General features: G+C 66.6%; 15 protein-coding genes and 1 tRNA gene. 6 read left to right on the forward strand and 10 right to left on the reverse strand.

Going from position 1 to position 19,225, the window contains the following annotated elements:
- Positions 1 to 69: 69 nt before the first annotated feature.
- The 6 genes from BWQ93_RS06530 to BWQ93_RS06555 all read right to left on the reverse strand — a co-directional run bounded on the left by BWQ93_RS06530 (position 70) and on the right by BWQ93_RS06555 (position 8,175).
- A complete protein-coding gene (locus BWQ93_RS06530; RefSeq protein ID WP_077029806.1) occupies positions 70 to 1,239 on the reverse strand; it encodes a serine hydrolase domain-containing protein in 1,170 nt (389 codons plus the stop codon).
- Positions 1,240 to 1,262: 23 nt separating this feature from the next.
- Complete coding sequence (locus BWQ93_RS06535) at positions 1,263 to 2,543, reverse strand: SAM-dependent methyltransferase (RefSeq protein ID WP_077032253.1); 1,281 nt, start codon at positions 2,541 to 2,543, stop codon at positions 1,263 to 1,265.
- A 66-nt stretch (positions 2,544 to 2,609) separates the two neighbouring features.
- Positions 2,610 to 3,986, reverse strand: a complete 1,377-nt coding sequence (locus tag BWQ93_RS06540; RefSeq protein WP_077029807.1) for a cryptochrome/photolyase family protein — start codon at positions 3,984 to 3,986, stop codon at positions 2,610 to 2,612.
- Positions 3,983 to 4,933, reverse strand: a complete 951-nt coding sequence (locus BWQ93_RS06545) for a metal-dependent hydrolase (RefSeq protein ID WP_077029808.1) — start codon at positions 4,931 to 4,933, stop codon at positions 3,983 to 3,985. Before BWQ93_RS06545 ends, BWQ93_RS06540 begins: the two co-directional genes overlap by 4 nt.
- Before the next feature lie 308 nt (positions 4,934 to 5,241).
- Positions 5,242 to 6,279, reverse strand: coding sequence for a 2-oxoacid:ferredoxin oxidoreductase subunit beta (locus BWQ93_RS06550; protein ID WP_077029809.1), 1,038 nt, complete (start codon positions 6,277 to 6,279; stop codon positions 5,242 to 5,244).
- Positions 6,280 to 6,312: 33 nt separating this feature from the next.
- On the reverse strand, positions 6,313 to 8,175 hold the full coding sequence (locus BWQ93_RS06555) for a 2-oxoacid:acceptor oxidoreductase subunit alpha (protein ID WP_077029810.1): 1,863 nt from the start codon (positions 8,173 to 8,175) through the stop codon (positions 6,313 to 6,315).
- A gap of 186 nt (positions 8,176 to 8,361) precedes the next feature.
- Between BWQ93_RS06555 and BWQ93_RS06560 the strand changes: the two genes are divergently transcribed.
- Both BWQ93_RS06560 and BWQ93_RS06565 read left to right on the forward strand, forming a co-directional pair.
- On the forward strand, positions 8,362 to 9,309 hold the full coding sequence (locus tag BWQ93_RS06560; protein ID WP_077029811.1) for an alpha/beta hydrolase: 948 nt from the start codon (positions 8,362 to 8,364) through the stop codon (positions 9,307 to 9,309).
- On the forward strand, positions 9,306 to 9,782 hold the full coding sequence (locus BWQ93_RS06565; protein WP_077029812.1) for an RNA pyrophosphohydrolase: 477 nt from the start codon (positions 9,306 to 9,308) through the stop codon (positions 9,780 to 9,782). Before BWQ93_RS06560 ends, BWQ93_RS06565 begins: the two co-directional genes overlap by 4 nt.
- Here the strand turns inward: BWQ93_RS06565 and BWQ93_RS06570 are convergent.
- Complete coding sequence (locus BWQ93_RS06570; RefSeq protein ID WP_077029813.1) at positions 9,743 to 10,432, reverse strand: uracil-DNA glycosylase; 690 nt, start codon at positions 10,430 to 10,432, stop codon at positions 9,743 to 9,745. The genes BWQ93_RS06565 and BWQ93_RS06570 overlap by 40 nt on opposite strands.
- Positions 10,433 to 10,455: 23 nt before the next feature.
- On the opposite strand from BWQ93_RS06570, the gene folK reads away from it, so the two are divergent.
- From folK to BWQ93_RS06590, 4 genes are all read left to right on the forward strand, one after another.
- Positions 10,456 to 10,977 carry a 2-amino-4-hydroxy-6-hydroxymethyldihydropteridine diphosphokinase gene (gene folK, locus BWQ93_RS06575; RefSeq protein WP_077029814.1) on the forward strand — a complete coding sequence of 174 codons (522 nt, stop codon included), beginning with the start codon at positions 10,456 to 10,458 and terminating at the stop codon, positions 10,975 to 10,977.
- A 42-nt stretch (positions 10,978 to 11,019) separates the two neighbouring features.
- Positions 11,020 to 11,095, forward strand: a tRNA-Lys gene (locus tag BWQ93_RS06580).
- Between the two features lie 283 nt (positions 11,096 to 11,378).
- Positions 11,379 to 13,100, forward strand: coding sequence for a type I secretion system permease/ATPase (locus BWQ93_RS06585; protein ID WP_198040487.1), 1,722 nt, complete (start codon positions 11,379 to 11,381; stop codon positions 13,098 to 13,100).
- Positions 13,101 to 13,107: 7 nt separating this feature from the next.
- On the forward strand, positions 13,108 to 14,460 hold the full coding sequence (locus BWQ93_RS06590) for an HlyD family type I secretion periplasmic adaptor subunit (protein ID WP_083720685.1): 1,353 nt from the start codon (positions 13,108 to 13,110) through the stop codon (positions 14,458 to 14,460).
- 10 nt (positions 14,461 to 14,470) lie between these two features.
- Here the strand turns inward: BWQ93_RS06590 and kdsB are convergent, their stop codons facing one another.
- The 3 genes from kdsB to BWQ93_RS06605 are packed head-to-tail and all read right to left on the reverse strand — an operon-like array spanning position 14,471 to position 19,216.
- Positions 14,471 to 15,262 (reverse strand): 3-deoxy-manno-octulosonate cytidylyltransferase, encoded by a 792-nt coding sequence (kdsB, locus tag BWQ93_RS06595; RefSeq protein WP_083720687.1) that lies wholly within the window; start codon positions 15,260 to 15,262, stop codon positions 14,471 to 14,473.
- Positions 15,259 to 16,257, reverse strand: a complete 999-nt coding sequence (locus BWQ93_RS06600) for a KpsF/GutQ family sugar-phosphate isomerase (RefSeq protein ID WP_077029816.1) — start codon at positions 16,255 to 16,257, stop codon at positions 15,259 to 15,261. Before BWQ93_RS06600 ends, kdsB begins: the two co-directional genes overlap by 4 nt.
- Before the next feature lie 13 nt (positions 16,258 to 16,270).
- A complete protein-coding gene (locus BWQ93_RS06605; protein WP_077029817.1) occupies positions 16,271 to 19,216 on the reverse strand; it encodes a M10 family metallopeptidase C-terminal domain-containing protein in 2,946 nt (981 codons plus the stop codon).
- Between the last annotated feature and the right edge of the window lie 9 nt (positions 19,217 to 19,225).

Consider the following 19,225-nt stretch of genomic DNA (forward strand, 5'->3'; position numbering starts at 1 on the left):
CTCTCCAAGCTTCGCTAGCTCCTGCCGGAGCAAGCTGTGCTATCCTCTCCCTGAAGGGGAGAGGGCAAACTATTTCGTTTCCTTGTCCACCGCCGCCTGCACCGCCTTGTAAAAGGCTTCGCGCGCGGCGCCGACGCCTTCGGGGTCGGTCGCGGTGGGCCAGTTGCCGTTCGACGCGATGACGAGCCTCCGCTTCGGGTCGATGAAGATCCCCTGCCCGAAAATGCCCTGCGCGGCGTAGCTGCCGTCGTCGTTGGTCCACCATTGATAGCCGTAGCCGCGGCCCGGCTGGTCGATGCCCGCCTGTTTGACGGTCGCCGCGGCGATCCAGTCGTCGGGCAGCACCTTCTGACCGCCCGCGACGCCGCCGTTCAGCATGAACTGGCCGAAGCGCGCATAATCCTTGAGGCTGGCCGAGACGCAGCAGCCGCTGATCTCGTGCCCCGTCGCGCCGAGCATCCACACCGCGTCCTGCTCCATGCCGAAGGGTTTCCAGATCTTCTCCGACAGATAGGCCGACAGCGTCTTGCCCGTCGCGCTCGACACGAGGACGCCGATGAGGTTGGTCTCGCCGGTCTTGTACACCCATTTCGACCCCGCGGGCGCTTCGCGCGGCAGGGTCTTCATGTAACTGACGGTGATGTCCTCGCCCGCGACGGGTTTTTGCAGGTTGAACAGCGCGACGTCGGACTTGGGATCGGTATAATCCTCGTTCCACTTGACCCCCGAGGTCATGGTGAGCAGCTGCTTCACCGAGACATCGTCATAAGCCGAGCCCTTGAGACCGGGGATATAGGTGGTGACCTTGTCGTCGAGGCTCTTGATATAGCCGTCCTTGACCGCGGCGCCGACGAGGGTCGAGGTGAAGCTCTTGGCCACCGAGAAGCTGGTCCAGCGGCCCGACGCCGCATAGCCGAGCGCATATTTTTCGACGCGGATCTTGCCGTCCTGGACGATGATCAGCCCGGCGTTGCGCTGTTTCGCCATATAGGCGTCGACATCCTGCCCGACGTCGAGCGGCTTGCCCTCGGGCAGCGGATAGACGGTACCGCCCGCCGCGACCGTGTTGACGACGACCTTGGGCACCGTCTCCATCGTGCGGAAGGCGGCGTCGCGTTGGTCCTGGGTCCAGAAGAGCACGTTCAGATCCTTTGGCAGAGTGTCGGTCTTTGCAGGTTCGGGGGACGAGCATCCCGCCGCCGCCGCGCACAGCAGCGCCGCCGCCAGAAATCTTCGCATGTCTGTCCTCCCCTGTTCTGCTTTCAGGCCGTTTTTTCGAGCGTGACCTGCGCAACGTCGATGCCGCCGCCGCGAAAGCCGCCCTCGCAATATTGCAGATAATAGCGCCAGAGGCGCACGAAACGCTCGTCGAAACCGGGCGGCAGGCGCCCCTCGCCTACCGCCTTGTCGAAGCGTTCGCGCCACAGGCGCAGCGTCTCGGCATAGTCGCGCCCGAAGCGCTGGACATTGCGCCACACGAGCCCGCGTTCCTCAGCCAGGGCGCGAAAGCGGCTTTCGGAGATCAGGCAGCCGCCGGGGAAGATATAGGCCTGGATGAAGTCGCTGCTCGCAGCGTAGCGCTCGAACAGCGCGTCGTCGATGAGGATATACTGGATCGCGGCCTTGCCGCCGGGGCGGAGCAGCCGCGCGATCGCGTCGAGATAGGCGGGCCAATATTCCTGCCCCACCGCCTCGACCATCTCGACGCTGGCGATGGCGTCATAGGGCCCCTGAGCGTCGCGATAGTCGCAAAGCTCGACGCGGCTGCGCGCCGACAGGTCGACCGCGGCGAGGCGCGCGTCGGCGATCTCAGCCTGCGCGGGCGAGAGGGTGATGCCGGTGTAGAGCACGTCGTGACGCTCGACCGCGCGTTCGGCGAGCGCACCCCAGCCGCAGCCGATTTCGAGCATCCGGCTGCCCGAGCGGAGGTCGAGGCGGTCGAGGATCATGTCGAGCTTTTCGACCTGCGCCTCCTCGAGCGACTGCGCGGGATCGGCGAAGAGCGCGCTCGAATAATTCATGCCGTCGTCGAGCCACAGGCGGTAGAAGTCGTTGCCGAGGTCGTAATGCGCGTGGATGTTGCGCTTCGCACCGCTGCGGCTGTTGCGGTTGAGGAAATGCGCGGCGCGGTTGACCCAGCGCCAGGGCCCGCGCGAGCGCGCCGCGTTGCCCAGTGTCTCGCCGTTACGCATGAACAGGTCGAAGAGCGGCACCGGGTCGGGCGACGACCATTCGCCCTTGTCCCACGCGCGGTACCAGCCGACCGAGCCCGACAGCGCGAGCCGCACCAGCGCCGCCCAGCTGTGCAGATGGACGACCGCAGTCGGCCCGCGGCCGCGGCCGCCGAGGATACGGATGCTGCCGTCGGGCAGATGCCCCTCGAGTGTGCCATGGTCGAGCCCGGCATCGATCTGGTCGAGCCGGCGGTGAAAAAAGGCCGCCGGCGCGCGCGCCATCAATGCCGCGGCCAGCCCGCCCGACCGGAAGGCCCGGTCCGCCTGAAGCAGCGCTCCCCCGCGCTTCCGCCTTACATGCGTGTTCATAAGCATCTTGTTGCGCAAGCGAGGTTAAAGCGCAATCCGCCATATGCCGTCATCGGCGTCCTCGCGTTAGCGCTTGATCCCGGCATAGGCCGCGAGCGCGCGTTCGCGTGCCTCGCGGTGGCCGATGCGTTTCTCGGGATAGGCGGCAGGGCGCGCGCCGTGGGCGTCGGGGTCGTGGATGGCGGCGTCGCTCAAATCCGCGAGTTCGGGGACCCACGCGCGGATATAGGCCGCCGCGTCGAATTTCTCCGACTGGGTGAGCGGCGCCATGATGCGCGGAAACATGTTCGAATCGACCCCGGTGCCCGCGGTCCATTGCCAGTTGACGCTATTGTTGCCGTAGTCGGCGTCGACGAGCGTGTCCCAGAACCATTGCTCGCCCTGTCGCCAGTCGATCAGCAGATGCTTGATCAGGAAGCTGGCGGCGATCATGCGGACGCGGTTGTGCATCCAGCCGGTCGTCCAGAGCTGGCGCATGCCGGCATCGACGATGGGATAGCCGGTGCGGCCCTGTTGCCAGGCCTTGAGGTCTTCGTCGGCGGATTTGCCGGCGCGCCAGTCGAAGTTGGCGAAAGTGTCGCGGGCGTTGCGGGCGCCATAGTCAGGGAATTGCAGGATGACATTCTGGGCATAGTCGCGCCACGCGACCTCGCTCAGGAAAACGTCGGTGTTTCCGGAAGCCTGGGCGATGCGGTGCCAGATATAGGCCGGCGACACTTCGCCGAAGTGGAGGTGGGGGGAGAGGCGCGAGCTGCCTTCTTCGGATGGCAGGTTGCGGCGGCGGTCGTAATCGCCGGCTTCGTCGATGAAATCGGCGACGCGGGTGCGGGCGCCTTCCTCGCCGGGGGCCCATTCCTTGGCGAAGCCGGTGGCCCAGTCGGGTTTGGTCGGACGCAGGTTCCAGTCGGTCAGCTTGTCCGAGGCGGGCCACTTCGGCGGCGCCGCGATGTCGCGCGGGCGGTTGGTCGTCGGCGGGGGCGGCATGCGCTCCTTGAGCGCGCGCCAGAATGGGGTGTAGATTTTGTATAACCCGCCGGTGCCGGTGGTGACCGATCCCGGCGGGGCGAGATAATTGCCGTCGTGGCAGATCAGGTCGAGGTGCTTGGCGACGGCGCGTTCGGCGTTGCGCCACCAGGGTTCGTAATGGCGCAGGCAATGGACCTGCCCTGCTCCCGTTTCCTCCGCGATCTGAGCGAGTTGTTCATCGCACTTGCCGCGGCGTAGAATCAGGCGCGAGCCTTTTTCGCGCAAGGCGGCGTCGAGGCTGGCGAGGCTGTGGTGGAGCCACCAACGTGACGCACCGCCCATCTTGCGATGCTTTGGGGTCTCGTCGTCGAGGATATAGACGGGGATCACCGGCCCCGCCGACGCGGCGGCAAGCAGCGCCGCCTGGTCCGAGAGGCGGAGGTCGCGGCGGAACCAGACGATTGCGGGGGCGGTCAGGGCTTGGACTCCGGTTTGGGTTCGACGATCACCTCAAACTGCCCGCGGCTGAGCGGGTTCCCGAAACGCTGGTCGGAGAGGATCAGCCGGCCCTTGGGGTCGAATCTGGCGACGGGCATGCGCGACCAGAAGAGGAAGGCCTGCGCGACGGGGCTGGTCGCCACCATCGGCGCGACGCGCGGGTCGTTTATGCCGATGGGCGTGCCGCTGATGTCGACATCGCCGCCCGATCCGAGGTCGAAGCTGGCGCTGCCGTAGCGGTCGCCGGTGCGCCAGAAGACGTCGCGTTTCCAGAATTGCAGCGGCGGCGGGCTGGCGACGACGAGCGCGTCAGGGTGGCCGCCCCCGCGGAGCACCGCGGCGATCTCGCGCTCGGCGGTGCCGGTGATCGCGCCGTTGAAGAGGATATAGGCGCAGACCGCGGTGAAGCCGAGCCAGGCGGGTCGTGTCCAGGCGGCGACCTTGGCGCGCTCGCGGCGCAGCGAGAGCCAGATCGACAGGCCGAGCGCGATCCAGATCCACAGGTCGATGATGAAGATGCTGTCGCCGTAGAACCAGCGATGGCTGAACGGTTCGAGCAGGCGGATGCCATAATTGTTGAGCCAGTCGAGCGCAGGGTGGCTGAGGCAACCGATATAGGCGAGCGCGAGCAGCCAGCCCTTGTGGATGGGCAGGCGGTTTTCGGGGCGTTTGCCGCGTTTCGTCTGCCAATTGTCGAAGGCGATCATCGCGGCCCAGAGCAGGATCGGGAGCAGGATGAGCGCGATCGGCCCGTGGGTGATGCCGCGGCGCATCGAGAGCGAGAGCTGGCCGTAGACGGTGCAGGCGGCGTCGATATCGGGGATGTTCGCCGCGATGACCAGCGTCGGCATCGCGAGCCCGGTCTTCTTCTTGAGCCCCATCTGGCCGAGCACGGCACCGACGAGACTGTGGGTTAGGTTGTCCATTGTACCTCAATCTCTTGTCGGACAATGACTCGCACACAGCCACAAAGTCACAAAGGGGTTATTGTAGGGAAAATCGCCCTCGAATTATCGTCATGCTGAACTCGTTTCAGCATCCATGGCCCGAGTTCGGATTTTACGCTGCGCCGAAGGAATCGGCAGGCCATGGATCCTGAAACGAGTTCAGGATGACGATGCTATAGGCGCCGCATTTTCGCAGAACCTGACCAGTCGAGCGCCCCTCGGGCCAGTTCTTCGACATCTGTCGTCAAACCGGTCCCCTTTTTGGCTTCGGGGCCTTATGCGCGACGCTAAAGCTCCGGTCCGCCCTCGGTTACCGTCCAAGTCTGGCCTTTCTTGAGCAGGCTCTGGAGGTCGGCTTTCTTGCCTTCGGAAGCCGCCTTGTTCTGGCGCCAGACGTCGGCTTCGAAGGTCGGGCGGGGGTCGTCGTAGAGGACGCCCAAGGCCATCGGGAATTCGCCGAAGCGCATTTCGACGAGCATGTGCGCGACGCTGCGGTTGGTGATGTCGTGAACGATCACCCCGGCCGACTGCCAGTCGCCGTCGATAACGTCGACGACCTTGAGGTGCAATTGCTCGCTGTCGAGCGCGATGCCCTTGGTGCCCTTGGCGAAGAGCATGGGTTCGCCGTTCTCGAGCCAGAGCTGGCGGTCCTCGGCGCCCTTGGGGGCGGCGAAATCCTCGAACACGTCCTTGTTGTAGACGATGCAGTTCTGGAAGATCTCGATGAACGCCGCGCCCTTGTGGGCGTGGGCCGCTTTCAGCACCTCGGGCAGCTTTTTCGACACGTCGAAGCCGCGTGCGACGAAGCGGGCGCCGGCGCCGAGCGCGAAGGCGGCAGGCTGTGCGGGGCGGTCGACCGAACCATAGGGGGTCGAGGGGCTGGAGGTGCCAACGCGGCTGGTCGGCGAATATTGGCCCTTGGTCAGCCCGTAGATCTCGTTGTTGAACAGCATGATCTGGCAATCGAGATTGCGCCTGAGCAAATGCATACTGTGGTTGCCGCCGATCGACAGGCCGTCGCCGTCGCCGGTGACGATCCAGATGTCGAGGTTGGGGTTGGCGAGCTTCAGCCCCGTCGCGAAGGCCGGCGCGCGGCCGTGAATCGTGTGGAAGCCATAGGTTTCCATATAGTAAGGGAAGCGCGACGAGCAGCCGATACCGCTGATAAATACGGTGTTCTCGGGCGCCGTGCCGATTTCGGGCATGGTTCGCTGCACCGCCTTCAGGATCGCATAGTCGCCGCAGCCGGGGCACCAGCGGACTTCCTGATCGGTTTCCCAATCCTTGAGCGTCGTCTGGCGCGCGATGGTGGTCATCTCGTTCATGGTGTTTCCTCTCGGGGCAACAACGCTTCCGCGTCAGCCCAGCGCTCCTTCGATGGCGGCTTCGATTTCGGCGATGGTGAAGGGCTGGCCCGACACCTTGTTCAACGGTTTCGCGTCGACCAGATACTGGTCGCGCAGCACGGTCTTCAACTGGCCGGTGTTCATTTCGGGCACGATCACCTTGTCATAGCTCTTCAAGAGGTCGCCGAGATTGGCGGGCAGCGGCCAGATGTGGCGGATGTGGATATGGCTGACGTCCCTGCCCTCGGCACGCTTGCGGCGCACCGCCTGGTGGATCGGGCCGAAGGTCGAGCCCCAGCCGACCACCGCGAGCTTGTCGCCCTCGGCGCCGAGTTCGACGACCTGGTCGGGGACCTTGACGCCGTCGACCTTGGCCTTGCGGATGTCGGTCATCGCCTGGTGGTTCGACGCCTCGTAATTGATGTGGCCGGTGCCGACTTCCTTCTCGATCCCGCCGATGCGGTGGAGCAGGCCGGGGGTGCCGGGCTTGACCCACGGGCGCTTGAGCTTTTCGTCGCGGCCGTAGGGCTTGAAGCCATCTTCGGGGACTTCGGTGAGGAATTCGACGGGGAAGGCTTCGTAGGTGTCGAGGTCGGGCACGGCCCAAGGCTCGGCGGCGTTGGCGATATAGCCGTCGGTGAGCAGAATCACCGGGGTCATGTACTGGACCGCGATGCGCACCGCCTCGATCGCGCATTCGAAGGCGTCGCCGGGCGAGCGCGCCGAGATGACGGGCATCGGGGCGTCGCCGTTGCGGCCGTAGACCGCCTGATAGAGGTCCGACTGCTCGGTCTTGGTGGGCAGGCCGGTCGAGGGGCCGCCGCGCTGCGAATTGACGATGACGAGCGGCAGTTCGGTCATGATCGCGAGGCCCATCGCCTCGCCCTTCAAGGCGATGCCGGGGCCCGACGACGAGGTGACGCCGAGCGAGCCGCCGTAGCTGGCGCCGATCGCGGAACAAATGGCGGCGATCTCGTCCTCGGCCTGGAAGGTCGTGACGTCATATTCCTTGAGCCGCGACAGGTGATGCAGGATCGCCGACGCCGGGGTGATCGGATAGCCGCCGAAGAACATCGGCAGCTTCGCGAGTTGCGCGCCCGCGACGAGGCCGAGCGCGATGCCCTCGGCGCCGGTCAGCGTGCGGTAGAGGCCGGGCGCGACGGGCGCGGGATCGACATGATGCTGTTTGAGCGGGCCCGCGAGCTCGGCGGTCTCGCCATAGGCGTGGCCGGCGTTGAGCGCGGCGACGTTGGCGGCGGCGAGGTTCGGGTCCTTGGCGAATTTCGCCTGAAGCCAGTCGATCAGCGGCTGGCGGTCGCGGTCGAACATCCAGAGCGAAAGCCCTAGCGTCCACATATTCTTGCAGCGCAGCGCGTCCTTGGTGCCGAGCCCGAAGGGCTTGACGGCATCGAGGGTCAGCTGGCTGATATTGAGCTTCAAGAGTTGCCATTTGGCGAGGCTGCCGTCGTCGAGCGGGTTGGCGGCATATTTCGCCTTGGCAAGGTTGCGGTCGTTGAACTCGCCCTCGTCGGCAATGATCAGCCCGCCCTGCTTCAGCTGCGGGACGTTGGTCTTGAGCGCCGCGGGGTTCATCGCGACGAGCACGTCGGGCGCGTCGCCCGCGGTCTCGATCGCCGAGGAACCGAAATTGATCTGGAAGGCCGAGACGCCGAACAGCGTGCCCTGCGGCGCGCGGATTTCGGCCGGGAAATCGGGGAAGGTCGCGAAGTCGTTGCCCGCGAGCGCCGACGAAAGAGTGAACTGACCGCCGGTCAGCTGCATCCCGTCGCCGCTATCACCTGCAAATCGAACCACCACTGCGTCGGAAAGGGGGGACTGCCGCTCGCCGGGCTTGTCCTCTACCGCTGTCGCCATTTTTTCTGTCTGCCTTTGAATCTTGCGAACCTGTGACATCGGCCTAGGCCTCTACGGCACGGGCCGCAATTCAGAAAAAATTGTGCGCCGCAAAGCGAATGGCCGGGGTCGGTTTCGATTCGCGATTGAATTTGCGCCGCCGATGCCGAATAGCTTTGACCAAAGATCGACGAGGGAGAGACTGAGATGACCGACGGCCCCACCCATTATACGCGCCCCGATGTCGCGGGCTTCCTCACCTTCCTGAACGCGCAGGAAGGGCCGAAGATGGAGGAGCTGCCGCCCGAGGGCGCGCGCGAGATGTTCCGGGTGATGACGCAGATGGCCGACAGCCCGCGCGGCGAGGTCGCCAAGGTCGAGGATCGCACGATCCCGGGGCCGGCGGGCGACATTCCCGTGCGGCTCTATGACACGCGCCCCGATCGCGAGGCCGGGCCGGTGCTCGTCTTCTATCATGGCGGCGGCTGGGTGATCGGCGATCTCGACACGCACGACGGCTGGTGCGCCGAGGCGGCGCGGCAGCTCGACATGCCGGTGGTCGCGGTCGATTACCGGCTGGCGCCCGAACACCCCTTCCCCGCCGCGCCCGAGGATTGCGAGGCGGCGACGCGCTGGGTCGCCGACAATATCCCCTGCACGGGGCTGGTGCTCGCGGGCGAGAGCGCGGGGGGCAACCTCACCATCGCGACCGCGCTGACGCTGCGCGACAGGCCAGCGTCGAAGCCGGTGCTGGCGATCCATCCCATCTATCCCGCGGTGACCACGCACGACGACTGGCAGAGTTATCGCGATTTCGGCGAAGGCCATCTGCTGACGCAGGGCAGCATGACCTGGTTCGGCAATCATTATGCCGCCGACCCCGCCGACTATCGCGCCTCGCCGCTCGATTTTCCGGCGGAAGGCCTGCCGCCGACGGTGCTGGTGACCGCAGGGCTCGACCCACTGCGCGACCAGGGGCGCGCCTATGCGGCGAAACTGGTCGCGGCGGGGGTGACGACGGTGTACCGCGAGGGCGCGGGCACGATCCACGGCTATATCAACCTGTCGCAGGCTATCCCGAGCGCGAAGGAGGATATCCGGGGGGCGCTTACGCAGTTGAAGGCGCTGGTGGCAGAGGCTACCGCCGCGGCATGATCGATCACAGCAAACTTCCCTATCGCCCCTGCGCGGGCGTGATGCTCGCCAATCGCGATGGGCGCATCTTCGTCGGCCAACGGCTCGATACGACCAGCGAGGCGTGGCAGATGCCGCAGGGCGGGATCGACCCCGGCGAGGATGCCGAGATGGCGGCGATCCGCGAGCTCGGCGAGGAAACCGGGGTGCACGGCGGGCTGGTCGAGATCATCGCGCGCAGCAAGGAAGAATATTTCTACGACCTGCCCGACCATCTGATCGGCAAGATGTGGGGCGGCAAATATCGCGGCCAGCGCCAGCACTGGTTCCTGATGCGCTTCATGGGCGCGGACAGCGACGTCAATATCCACACCAGCCACCAGGAGTTTCGCGCCTGGAAATGGGCCGAGCTGAACGAGATCGAGAAACTGATCGTGCCGTTCAAGCGCGCGCTCTACCGCGGACTGGTCGAGGAATTCGGGCCGCTGGTCTGATCCTTCAGCGCGAGTGCGGCGCGGAACACGTCGGCGAACATATCGGGCGTGAGCCTCCCGGTGTTCGTGTTGTAGCGCGAGCAATGATAGCTGTCGACGAGGCGGCGGCCGTCGGGCAGCCGGTGCACGGCGCCGTGCGCGAAGGGAAAGGCCGCGAGGCGACCGCCCGCGGCGCGCACCGCGGCGTCGTGCGCGATCTTGCCGAGTGCGATCACCACGCGGACGTTGGGGAGCGCGGCCATCTGCGCTTCGAAATAGGGGCGGCACTGGACGATCTCGGCGGGCGTCGGCTTGTTCTGCGGCGGCAGGCATTTGACGCTGTTGACGATGATCGCGCCGTCGAGCGTCAGGCCGTCGTCGATGCGGGCGTCATAGCGCCCCTTGCTGAGCCCGAATTCGGCCAGCGTCGCGAAGAGCAGGGCGCCGGCATAGTCGCCGGTGAAGGGCCGCCCGGTGCGGTTCGCGCCATGCTTGCCCGGCGCGAGTCCCGCGAGCGCGAGCCAGCCGCCGGGGTCGCCGAAGGCATAGACGGGGGCGTTCCACCAATCGGGATATTCGGCGCGGCAGGCTTCGCGAAACGCGACGAGCCGCGGGCAGCGCGGGCAATCGCGCCGCGGCTCGGTGCCGGGCAAGGGGCTGTCAATCTGCACCGCGCTGGGTTAGGCGCAGGCACATGTCTGGCGCAACACCCCTGCCCCTTTATGCCATCGGCCTCGGCTCGAACCGCCGCCATGCGCGTTTCGGCGATCCGCGCGGCGTGTTGATGGCTGCGCTCGCCGCGCTCGAAAGCGACGATATCGAGCCCATCGATGTCAGCCCGATCGTCGCGAGCGAGCCCATCGGTCCTTCGCGGCGGCGCTATGCGAATGCGGTCGCGCTCGTCGCCTCACCGCTGAGCCCGCCCGAGATGCTGGAGCGGCTGAAGGGAATCGAACCCTCGTTCGGGAGCCGCATCGGCCAACGCTGGGGGGCGCGCACGCTCGACCTCGACATCTTACTCTGGTCGGGCGGGACGTGGAGCGACGGCAATCTCACCGTCCCCCATCCCGCGATGACCGAGCGCGCCTTCGTGCTCGGCCCTCTACGCGCGGTCGCACCTGGCTGGCGCCACCCGCTCTCGGGCCTCACGGTCCGCCAGCTCGCCGCGCGGCTGGTGCGGGCAAAGCCGGTTGACCGCCACGCATCGGCGCACTAGGGCGGCGGCTCACTTCGCGGCGGCCCATGTGGCGCCGCGTCGGGGCCCTTAGCTCAGTCGGTAGAGCAACTGACTTTTAATCAGTAGGTCGCTGGTTCGAACCCAGCAGGGCTCACCACCTTTCATCCTTCCAAATATCGCACCCACTAACCTGCATCAATGCACGCCCCGTCGCCGCGCAATATGCAGGCAGGACGACCCACGGGGGAGAGTCGTCTCCTTTCAGACAAACTGGCGGCCTTTCGAGGTCGCCATTTTTGTATCGCGCGAACCGTCCGCAAATATCGGCGGACTATTCGCGCGAAACGGGACACCGCCCTCCCCCGCTTCCGATTGCGCTTTCGGGCGCTTCGCCCTATCACGCCGCTGAAAGCGTGGAGTTTGTTCGTTCGATGGTTCGGATGCGGTTACCCAGGAATTCCGAACTGGCCGATGCGCTGCGCTCGCTCCGCGGGCCATTGTTGGTTGTCGGCGGGCTGAGCGCTTTCATCAACATCCTCGCGCTCGCCAGCTCGATCTTCCTGATGATGGTCTATGACCGCGTGCTGCCGAGCGGCAGCGGGGCGACTCTGTTCGGGCTGTTCGTGCTGTTCGGGCTCGCCTTCGTCTTTCACGGCGTGCTCGACGTATCGCGCGCGCAGATGCTCGTCGATATCGGCCGCGCCTTCGGCGACCGGCTGTCGCCGCGTGTCGAGCAACTGCAGTGGCAGTTCGCGATCGCCCCGCCCGCGGGCAAGCCGCGCCCGACGCAGGACCTCGACCAGATCCGCGGCTTCATGTCGGGCACCGGCCCCGCCGCCTTCATCGACCTGCCGTGGGTGATTTTCTTCCTGGCCGTGCTGTTCCTGCTGCACCCGTGGCTCGGCATCGCGACGCTGGCGGGCATCCTCGTGCTCGCGCTGCTGACATGGCACACCGAGCGGTCGGTCGCCAAGAATATGGCCCGGCTCGAACCGCTGCGTTACGCGCGCGGGCAGGACCAGGAAATGAGCTTCCAGAATGCCGCTGCGCTCAAGGGCCTCGGCATGACCGGGACGCTGTCGGCGCGGCTGCGGGCGAGCGACGGCGCGTTCCAGGACGAGAGCAATAGGATCAGCCGCATCGTCGCGCGCGCGGGCGGCACGGGACGCATCTTCCGCATCTTCCTGCAGTCGGCGGTGCTCAGCGTCGGCGCGCTGCTGGTGATCGACGGCAAGGCGTCGGGCGGGATCATCTTTGCGAGCTCGATCCTGGCGGGCCGCGCGCTCGCGCCGATCGACCAGGCGATCGCACAGTGGCGCGGCTTCGTCGCGATGCGGCAGAGCTGGGTCCGGCTCGACGAGATGCTCGCCAATAATGCGGTCAAGAACGAGAAGCCGGTGCGGCTGCCGCGTCCGGCGAAGCAGATGCAGGTCGACCGGCTGACGCTGGTCCCCGCGGGCAGCGACCGGATCGCGGTCGCCGATATCGCCTTCGAGGCGCAGGCGGGCGACGTCATCGGCATCATCGGGCCGAGTGGATCGGGCAAATCGTCGCTGCTGCGCGGGCTTGCCGGGGTGTGGCCGCCGGTGCGTGGCGGCATCCGTCTCGACGGCGCGGCGCTCGACCAATGGGATGCCGACGAGCTGGGCAGCTACCTCGGCTATTTGCCGCAGGAAGTCGGGCTGTTGTCGGGCAGCGTCGCGGCGAACATCGGGCGCTTCTCGCCCACTGCTGGATCGGACGCCATCCTGGCGGCGGCGCAGCAGGCGGGGGTGCACGAGCTGATCGTGTCGCTGCCCGGCGGGTACGAGACCGAGATCGGGTCGGGCGGGCACAACCTGTCGGCGGGGCAGCGCCAGCGCGTCGCGCTTGCGCGTGCGCTCTATGGCGACCCGTTCGTGCTGCTGCTCGACGAGCCCAATTCGAACCTCGACCCCGAGGGCGAAGCGGCGCTGGCGGGCGCGATCAAGCGCGCGCAGGCGCGCGGCGCGATCACGCTGATCGTCACGCACCAGACGCGCATCCTGAGCTCGACGAACAAGCTGCTGGTGCTGCGCGACGGCAAGGTCGCGGCTTGGGGACCGCGCGACAAGGTGCTCGCCGCGCTGGCGCAGAACGCCAAGCAGGCGCCGCGCGACGGCGGACTGAAGGCGGTCAACTGAGCCCGTCATGACCGACGCCGCCGACCAGCCCATGGGGACACCTGCTCCCGCGCCGACGGCCGATGCCGCGGCGCCCGATGTCGCGGCCGCGCTGCGGACGCGCATGCGGCGTGCCTTGTGGCTGATGGCGGGGATCGTCACGGCGCTGCTCGCTATATCGACCATCGTCCAGATCGACGGCGCGGTGGTCGGCAGCGGCCAGCTGTCGGTGCAGTCGCGGGTCAAGACGATCTCGCACCCGACCGGCGGCATATTGTCGCGCCTGCTGGTCCGCGACGGCGACCGCGTGCGCGAGAATGACGTGATCATGGAATTCGCGACCGACGTGTCGGGGCCGAGCTCGGAGCTCAGCAACCAGTCGCTCGGCCAGCTGCTCGCGCGGCAGGCGCGGCTCGACGCCGAGCGGTCGGGCAGTTCGCAGCTGCGCTGGCCCGCGGGCTTTCCGCCGCCCGCCGACGCCGAATCGCAGACCGCGCTGGCGCAGGAGCGGCGGCTGCTGCAGCTCCGCGCGACGGAGATGGTGAGCAACCGCCGCCTGCTCGACGAGCGGATCTCGCAATTCAACCAGCTCAATCAGAGCTACCGCGTGCAGATCGATTCGGCGCGGCGCCAGCTCGAGATCATCCAGCCCGAGCTCGCCGGGCTGCGCGCGCTCTACGAAAAGCGGCTGGTGACCGTGAACCGGCTCAACCAGCTCGAGCGGCAGGCGGTCGAGCTGGAAGGATCGATCGGCGCGCTCGAGGCGAATATCGCGCAGACCAACGCGCGCATTTCCGAGGTGCGCGAGCAGAAATTGACGATCGAGCAGTCGCGCCGCGCCGAAGCGGGCGCCGAACTGGCGCAGGTCGCGGCGGCGATCGCCGACCAGCGCATCCGCATCGCCGACGCCGACGACCGCTTCGCGCGGTCGGTGGTGCGCGCGCCGGCGTCGGGGGTGATCGAGAAACTGGGTTTCACGACGATCGGCAGCGCGGTGCCGGGCGGCCAGCCGATCGCGCAGGTCGTGCCCGACAAGGACGCGCTGATCGTCGAAGCGAGCGTGCGTCCTTCGGACATCGACCAGTTGAAGGTCGGGCAGCCGGCGCGGGTGATGTTCCCGACCCTGGAGCAGAATGTGACGCCCGAACTGGCGGGCAAACTCGTCTATCTCGCCGCCGACGCGTCGGACGACGGCAAGGGCGGACCGCCCTATTTCCGCATCCGCGTCGAACTGTCGCCGACGGCGGTTAAGCTGCCGATCCAGCGCCAGCTGCGCGCCGGGCTGCCCGCCGAAGTGTTCCTGCGCACCGGCAGCCGGTCGCTGATGTCCTATCTTCTGAAACCCCTGCTCGACCAGATCAACCACGCCTTCCGGCAGTGACCCGCCGCGATCAGGGCGCGCCGCGCTCGCGCAGCAACGCCTCGACCTTCGCGATGTCGGCGGGGTAGTTGACGTCGCCATAGCCGCCGACTGCCGGCTCGACTTCCACCAGCGCGATCGGCTGGCCGTTTTCGAGGAAACGCAGTTGCTCGAGGCTTTCGGCGGTCTCAAGCGGACCGGGCGGCCATGCGGCATAACGGCCGAGCGCCGCGGGCTCATAGGCGTAGAGGCCGACGTGCAGCCGCCACTCGGTCTCCGGCCCCCAGGGAATGGGGGAGCGCGAGAAATAGAGCGCGTTGGTGGCGCGGTCGGCGACGGTGAACACCCCGGAGGGGCGTCCCGCGGCGATCTCGGAAACGAGATGCGCACGCATGGCGGGCGAGCAGCGCATGAAGGGGGTAAGGACCGCGCCCGCGCCGCTGCGCCAGGCGGCGACCAGCGCCTCCACATGTGTGCGTGCGATCGCGGGGGAGTCGCCCTGCCAGTCGATCACGAGCGCGGGCGGCGCGTCGAGCGCGGCCACCGCTTCGGCGCAGCGTTCGGTGCCGTTGCGTGCCGTGGTGGCGGTCATGATGCAGCGCGCGCCGAAACTTGCGGCGACATCGGCGATCGCCGCGGCGTCGGTCGCGATCACGACATCGGCGAGGTCGCTCAGCGCGTTCGCCGCGCGCCAGCTATGCTCGATCAGCGGGCGCGCGACGCCGTCGGCGCCACGGAGCGGCGCGAGCAATTTTCCGGGGAAGCGTTCCGAGGTGAAGCGCGCCGGGATGACGATCACTATGTCGCGGGCGGCGGCGCTCACTTGTCGGGGTGGCCCGCCTGCAACATATCCTGGATGTTGAGTAGGCCGACAAGGGTGCGGCCGTCGGTGCCGACGACGGGGAGCACCGCGATGCGATGGCCGCGCATGATCGCGAAGGCGTCGTGCTGGTCGGCATCGTCGCTTACCTTGACGGGATCGGCGGTCATGAGGCCCGACGCGCGTGTCTCGGTGCCGCCCAGGAAATGGCGGCGGATATCGCCGTCGGTGACGATGCCGAGCAGGTTTTGTTCACCATCGATGACGACGCAGGCGCCGGCGCCGGTGCGCGACGCCTCGGCGATGACCCGTTCGACCGGCGCGTCGGGTCCGACCGTCGGCAGATGCTTGCCGGTCAGCATCAGTTCGCGCACCGAGCGGAAGCGGCGGCCGATGCGGCCCGCGGGGTGCAGGCGCGCGAACTGGTTGCGGCTGAAGGCGATCTCGCGCGCGACGAGCATCGTCAGCGCGTCGCCGACCGCGATGCTCGAAATCGTCGAGGAGAAGGGCGCGATGCCGAAGTCGCACGCGGTGTCGACCGCAGGGATCGCGATGACATGGTCGCACGAAGCGGGGACGACCTCGTCGGGCACTGCGGTGATCGCGACGGTCGCGGCGCCGATCGAGCGCGCGTGGCGCGTGACGTAGAGCAATTCGCTCGACGCGCCCGATATGGTGATCGCGATGACGATGTCGTCGGCGCGCACCATGCCGAGGTCGCCGTGCAGCGCGTCGGCGCCGTGCATGAAGGTCGCCGCGACATCGCGCGCGGCGAGGCTCGCCGCGATCTTGCGCGCGGCGATGCCCGACTTGCCGATGCCGGTCAGGATCACGCGGCCGCGGCAGTCGGCGATGCGGATCGCCAGCTTGAGCAGCCCGTCGTCGAGGCTGGCGAGTAATTGCTCGAGCGCGTCGATGTGCGAGCGCAGCACCTTCTTTGCCGGCGTCAGCATGTCGTGCGGATCGGCCGCACCGTCGAGGGCCACATTGTTCGGCATCGTCAGGGAGAAACTAGGCAAAGCCGAAATTGTTGCCGGTCTGATAATGGAACATCCAGTGATCGGGGTTCCAGTCGAGCGCCGCCCCCGGCGCGTCGCGCATGGCATCGGCCAGTTCGATGGCCGCGCTCTTCGCGGTATCGCCGAAGCTCTCGGTCTTGGGCGTCGTCGCCGTCAGGATGAAGTCGCCCTGCGCCAGCTGGCTCATCGTGACGTTGTGGAGCACGATGAAGTCGCCGTTGCCGAGGTTGATCGCGCCATTGGCGCCGACCTGGCTGAAGCCCGCCTGCACCGCGGCGAAATTCGCGAAGCCGAAGGCCGACAGGTCGATCTTGTCGGTGCCGCGCGCAAAATCGCCGATCACGTCACCGCCGGTGCCGCGCTCGAAGACGAAAGTATCGGCCCCGCCTTCGCCGAACAGCACGTCGTTTCCGGCCTTGCCGTTGAGCTTGTCGTCGCCCGCGCCGCCGAGCAGATAATTGCCGATGGCATTGCCCGTCAGCTGGTTCGCGAGTTCGTTGCCGACGCCGAAGGGGGTATTGCCTTCGAGCACGAGATTTTCGGTGTGGGCGTAGAGATAATAGCCTGCGCCGTTGATGTTGGCGTAGACGGTGTCGGTGCCGCCGCCCGAAGCTTCGAAGGTGAGGTCATCGGGGGTATCGACATAGTAGCTGTCGTTGCCGGGCCCGCCGTCGATCAGGTCGTAATCGCCGAGGCCGCTGTTGGCGTAGAGCATATCGTCGCCGGTCCCGCCGACCAATATGTCGGTGTGGAAACCCGCGCCGCCGATCAGCGTGTCATCTTCTTCCTCGCCATAGAGCGCGTCGGCATCGGCGCCGCCATCGAGCATGTCGCCGCCGCCGCCGCCGACCAGATAGTCGATCCCGGCGTCGCCGAACAGCTGGTCGACCCCACTTTCGCCGAAGAGATTGTCGACACCCGCACCGCCGCGAATGACGTCGTGCCCCAAGCCGCCGATCATCAGGTTCGATCCGGCATTGCCGGTCAGCACGTTATTGAGATCGTTGCCGACGCCAAAAATGTCGCCCGCGCCGTCCGCAAGCGTGAGGTTCTCGATATGGGCGTAGAGATAATAGCCGACCGAGGCGGTCACCGTATCGACGCCGCTGTTGAGCAGTTCGAACGTCAGATCGTCCTGCCGTTCGACGATATAATTGTCGTCACCCGACCCGCCATAGAGGAGGTCTGCGCTGGCTCCGCCGGTCAGCGTATCGTTGCCATTGCCGCCGATGAGCGTATCGACGCCGGTACCGCCGATCAGTTGGTCATTGCCCCATCCGCCATCGAGGCGCGATCCGAGCAGGATGTTGCCGCTGGCGGGCGTGCGGGCGTTGGCCGTCACATTGAGCGTATAAGAGCTTCCGGCGAACACGCTGGCCGGGCCGGCGTCGGAAAAGGTCGAAACACGGATATAATAGGTCTGCGTGGCCGGATTTTGCGGAAGCGTGAAAGTCAGGAAGCTGTCGTAGATATTTGCCGATCCCGGATCGAGGCCGCCATCGCCATCGTCGTTGCTGGCGAGTACATTGCCTTGGCTGTCCAGCAATTCGATAATCGAATCCATCCGGAAGCTGTTGTCGATGTCGATGGTGACGGTCGACGGACCCGACACGTTCGCCACGCTGAACCGATAGTGATCGGCGCCGCCGCTGCCCTCGGCCTGGATAGAAACCGAATAGTTGGATCCCGACCCACGGAAAAGACCGTCGAGGCTATAGGCTGTAGCGCGCGAAGAGATGATCGCGGTGGCCGTCTTGACGAAGAGTTGAGTCCCGTTCGCGATATCGCGGCCGTTGATCGCCGTCAGGATGTCGTCACCATTGCCGCCGATCGCATTTTCGATCGACACCAGCGTATCGGTCCCGTCGCCGGTCGAGGTCCCAGCCTGCAGATTGACCGTCACACCCGCCGTCATATGCGAATAGACGATCGTATCCCAGCCATCGCCCCCGTTCAGGTTGTTGTTCGCGCTGTTACCGACGATACGGTCGTTGCCGCTGCCGCCGATCGCATTTTCGATCACAGCGCCATTGGCGATGGTGAAGCCGCCGAGCACACCGCCATTGCGCGACACGAAACCGCCCCCGCCCTCTTCGTTGCGCAGCGTCGCTGCGCGCAGGTCTATGATTGCATTGGCCTGACTACCCTGTGCCGAGATGGTGTCGGTACCGCCGACGTCCCAGATCGTCACCCAGCCTGTGCCGGCCTGGTTGAGGGTGGGCATGGTGTAAGTCGTGTTGCCCGAACCGGTCGTCGTGTTCGCGCCGTAAAGATATTGCACCGCGGCGATGTCGAAGGCGCCCGGCCCCATCTGCCAGCCATAATTGGCCGATGGCGAGCGGCCGACATCCTCATAGCCGTCATTGTAGGTCATCGTCGTGAAGATGCCCTGGTTGAGCCCGAAGGGACCGGTCTCGAAGGCGTCGTTCAGGCCCGGGAAGCTGTCGTCGCCCGGTTCGTCGGCGTGCGGGTGCAAGAGGCCGATGCCATGGCCGAGTTCGTGGACGAAGGTCAGGAAACTGAGCCCGCCGGGCTGGTTGCTGGCGGCGGTGAAATAGGAAATCGTCGTGTTGAACTCGCCGACCATGTCGCCGGTCGTCGGCAGGGTGTGCTGGCCCAGCACGCCGTCCGGCAAGGTGGTGCTCAGCCGCCCGACGAAGTCGTAACCGGCACGGCTGCCCGTTCCGTCATAGGCGACCGTGGCCGCCTGGAACTGGATGTTGGCGACCGCCGACCAGCTGGCGAGCGCTGCGGCATAGGCGCTGGCGGCGCCATTGGCGGCCCAGGCTGCACCGCCGTTCAGACCGGTATCGCCGGGATTGCCCTGCAGCGCGTAAATGACCGTGGTGCCGGGGCGAAAGGCGACGCCGTAGACGAGCGTGTCGATGAAGACATTGCCGCTTTCGCCGACGGTCTGGAGGCGGGAGGGAAGAACCATGGTCGATCC

The organism is Sphingopyxis sp. QXT-31 (assembly GCF_001984035.1).
GTDB lineage: Bacteria > Pseudomonadota > Alphaproteobacteria > Sphingomonadales > Sphingomonadaceae > Sphingopyxis.

Coding starts and splice junctions, on each gene's coding strand:
- BWQ93_RS06530 (WP_077029806.1), bottom strand. CDS start 1,239: ATGCGAAGATTTCTGGCGGCGGCGCTGCTGTGCGCGGCGGCGGCGGGA.
- BWQ93_RS06535 (WP_077032253.1), bottom strand. CDS start 2,543: ATGAACACGCATGTAAGGCGGAAGCGCGGGGGAGCGCTGCTTCAGGCG.
- BWQ93_RS06545 (WP_077029808.1), bottom strand. CDS start 4,933: ATGGACAACCTAACCCACAGTCTCGTCGGTGCCGTGCTCGGCCAGATG.
- BWQ93_RS06550 (WP_077029809.1), bottom strand. CDS start 6,279: ATGAACGAGATGACCACCATCGCGCGCCAGACGACGCTCAAGGATTGG.
- BWQ93_RS06555 (WP_077029810.1), bottom strand. CDS start 8,175: ATGGCGACAGCGGTAGAGGACAAGCCCGGCGAGCGGCAGTCCCCCCTT.
- BWQ93_RS06560 (WP_077029811.1), top strand. CDS start 8,362: ATGACCGACGGCCCCACCCATTATACGCGCCCCGATGTCGCGGGCTTC.
- BWQ93_RS06565 (WP_077029812.1), top strand. CDS start 9,306: ATGATCGATCACAGCAAACTTCCCTATCGCCCCTGCGCGGGCGTGATG.
- folK (WP_077029814.1), top strand. CDS start 10,456: ATGTCTGGCGCAACACCCCTGCCCCTTTATGCCATCGGCCTCGGCTCG.
- BWQ93_RS06585 (WP_198040487.1), top strand. CDS start 11,379: ATGCGGTTACCCAGGAATTCCGAACTGGCCGATGCGCTGCGCTCGCTC.
- BWQ93_RS06590 (WP_083720685.1), top strand. CDS start 13,108: ATGACCGACGCCGCCGACCAGCCCATGGGGACACCTGCTCCCGCGCCG.
- BWQ93_RS06600 (WP_077029816.1), bottom strand. CDS start 16,257: ATGCCGAACAATGTGGCCCTCGACGGTGCGGCCGATCCGCACGACATG.
- BWQ93_RS06605 (WP_077029817.1), bottom strand. CDS start 19,216: ATGGTTCTTCCCTCCCGCCTCCAGACCGTCGGCGAAAGCGGCAATGTC.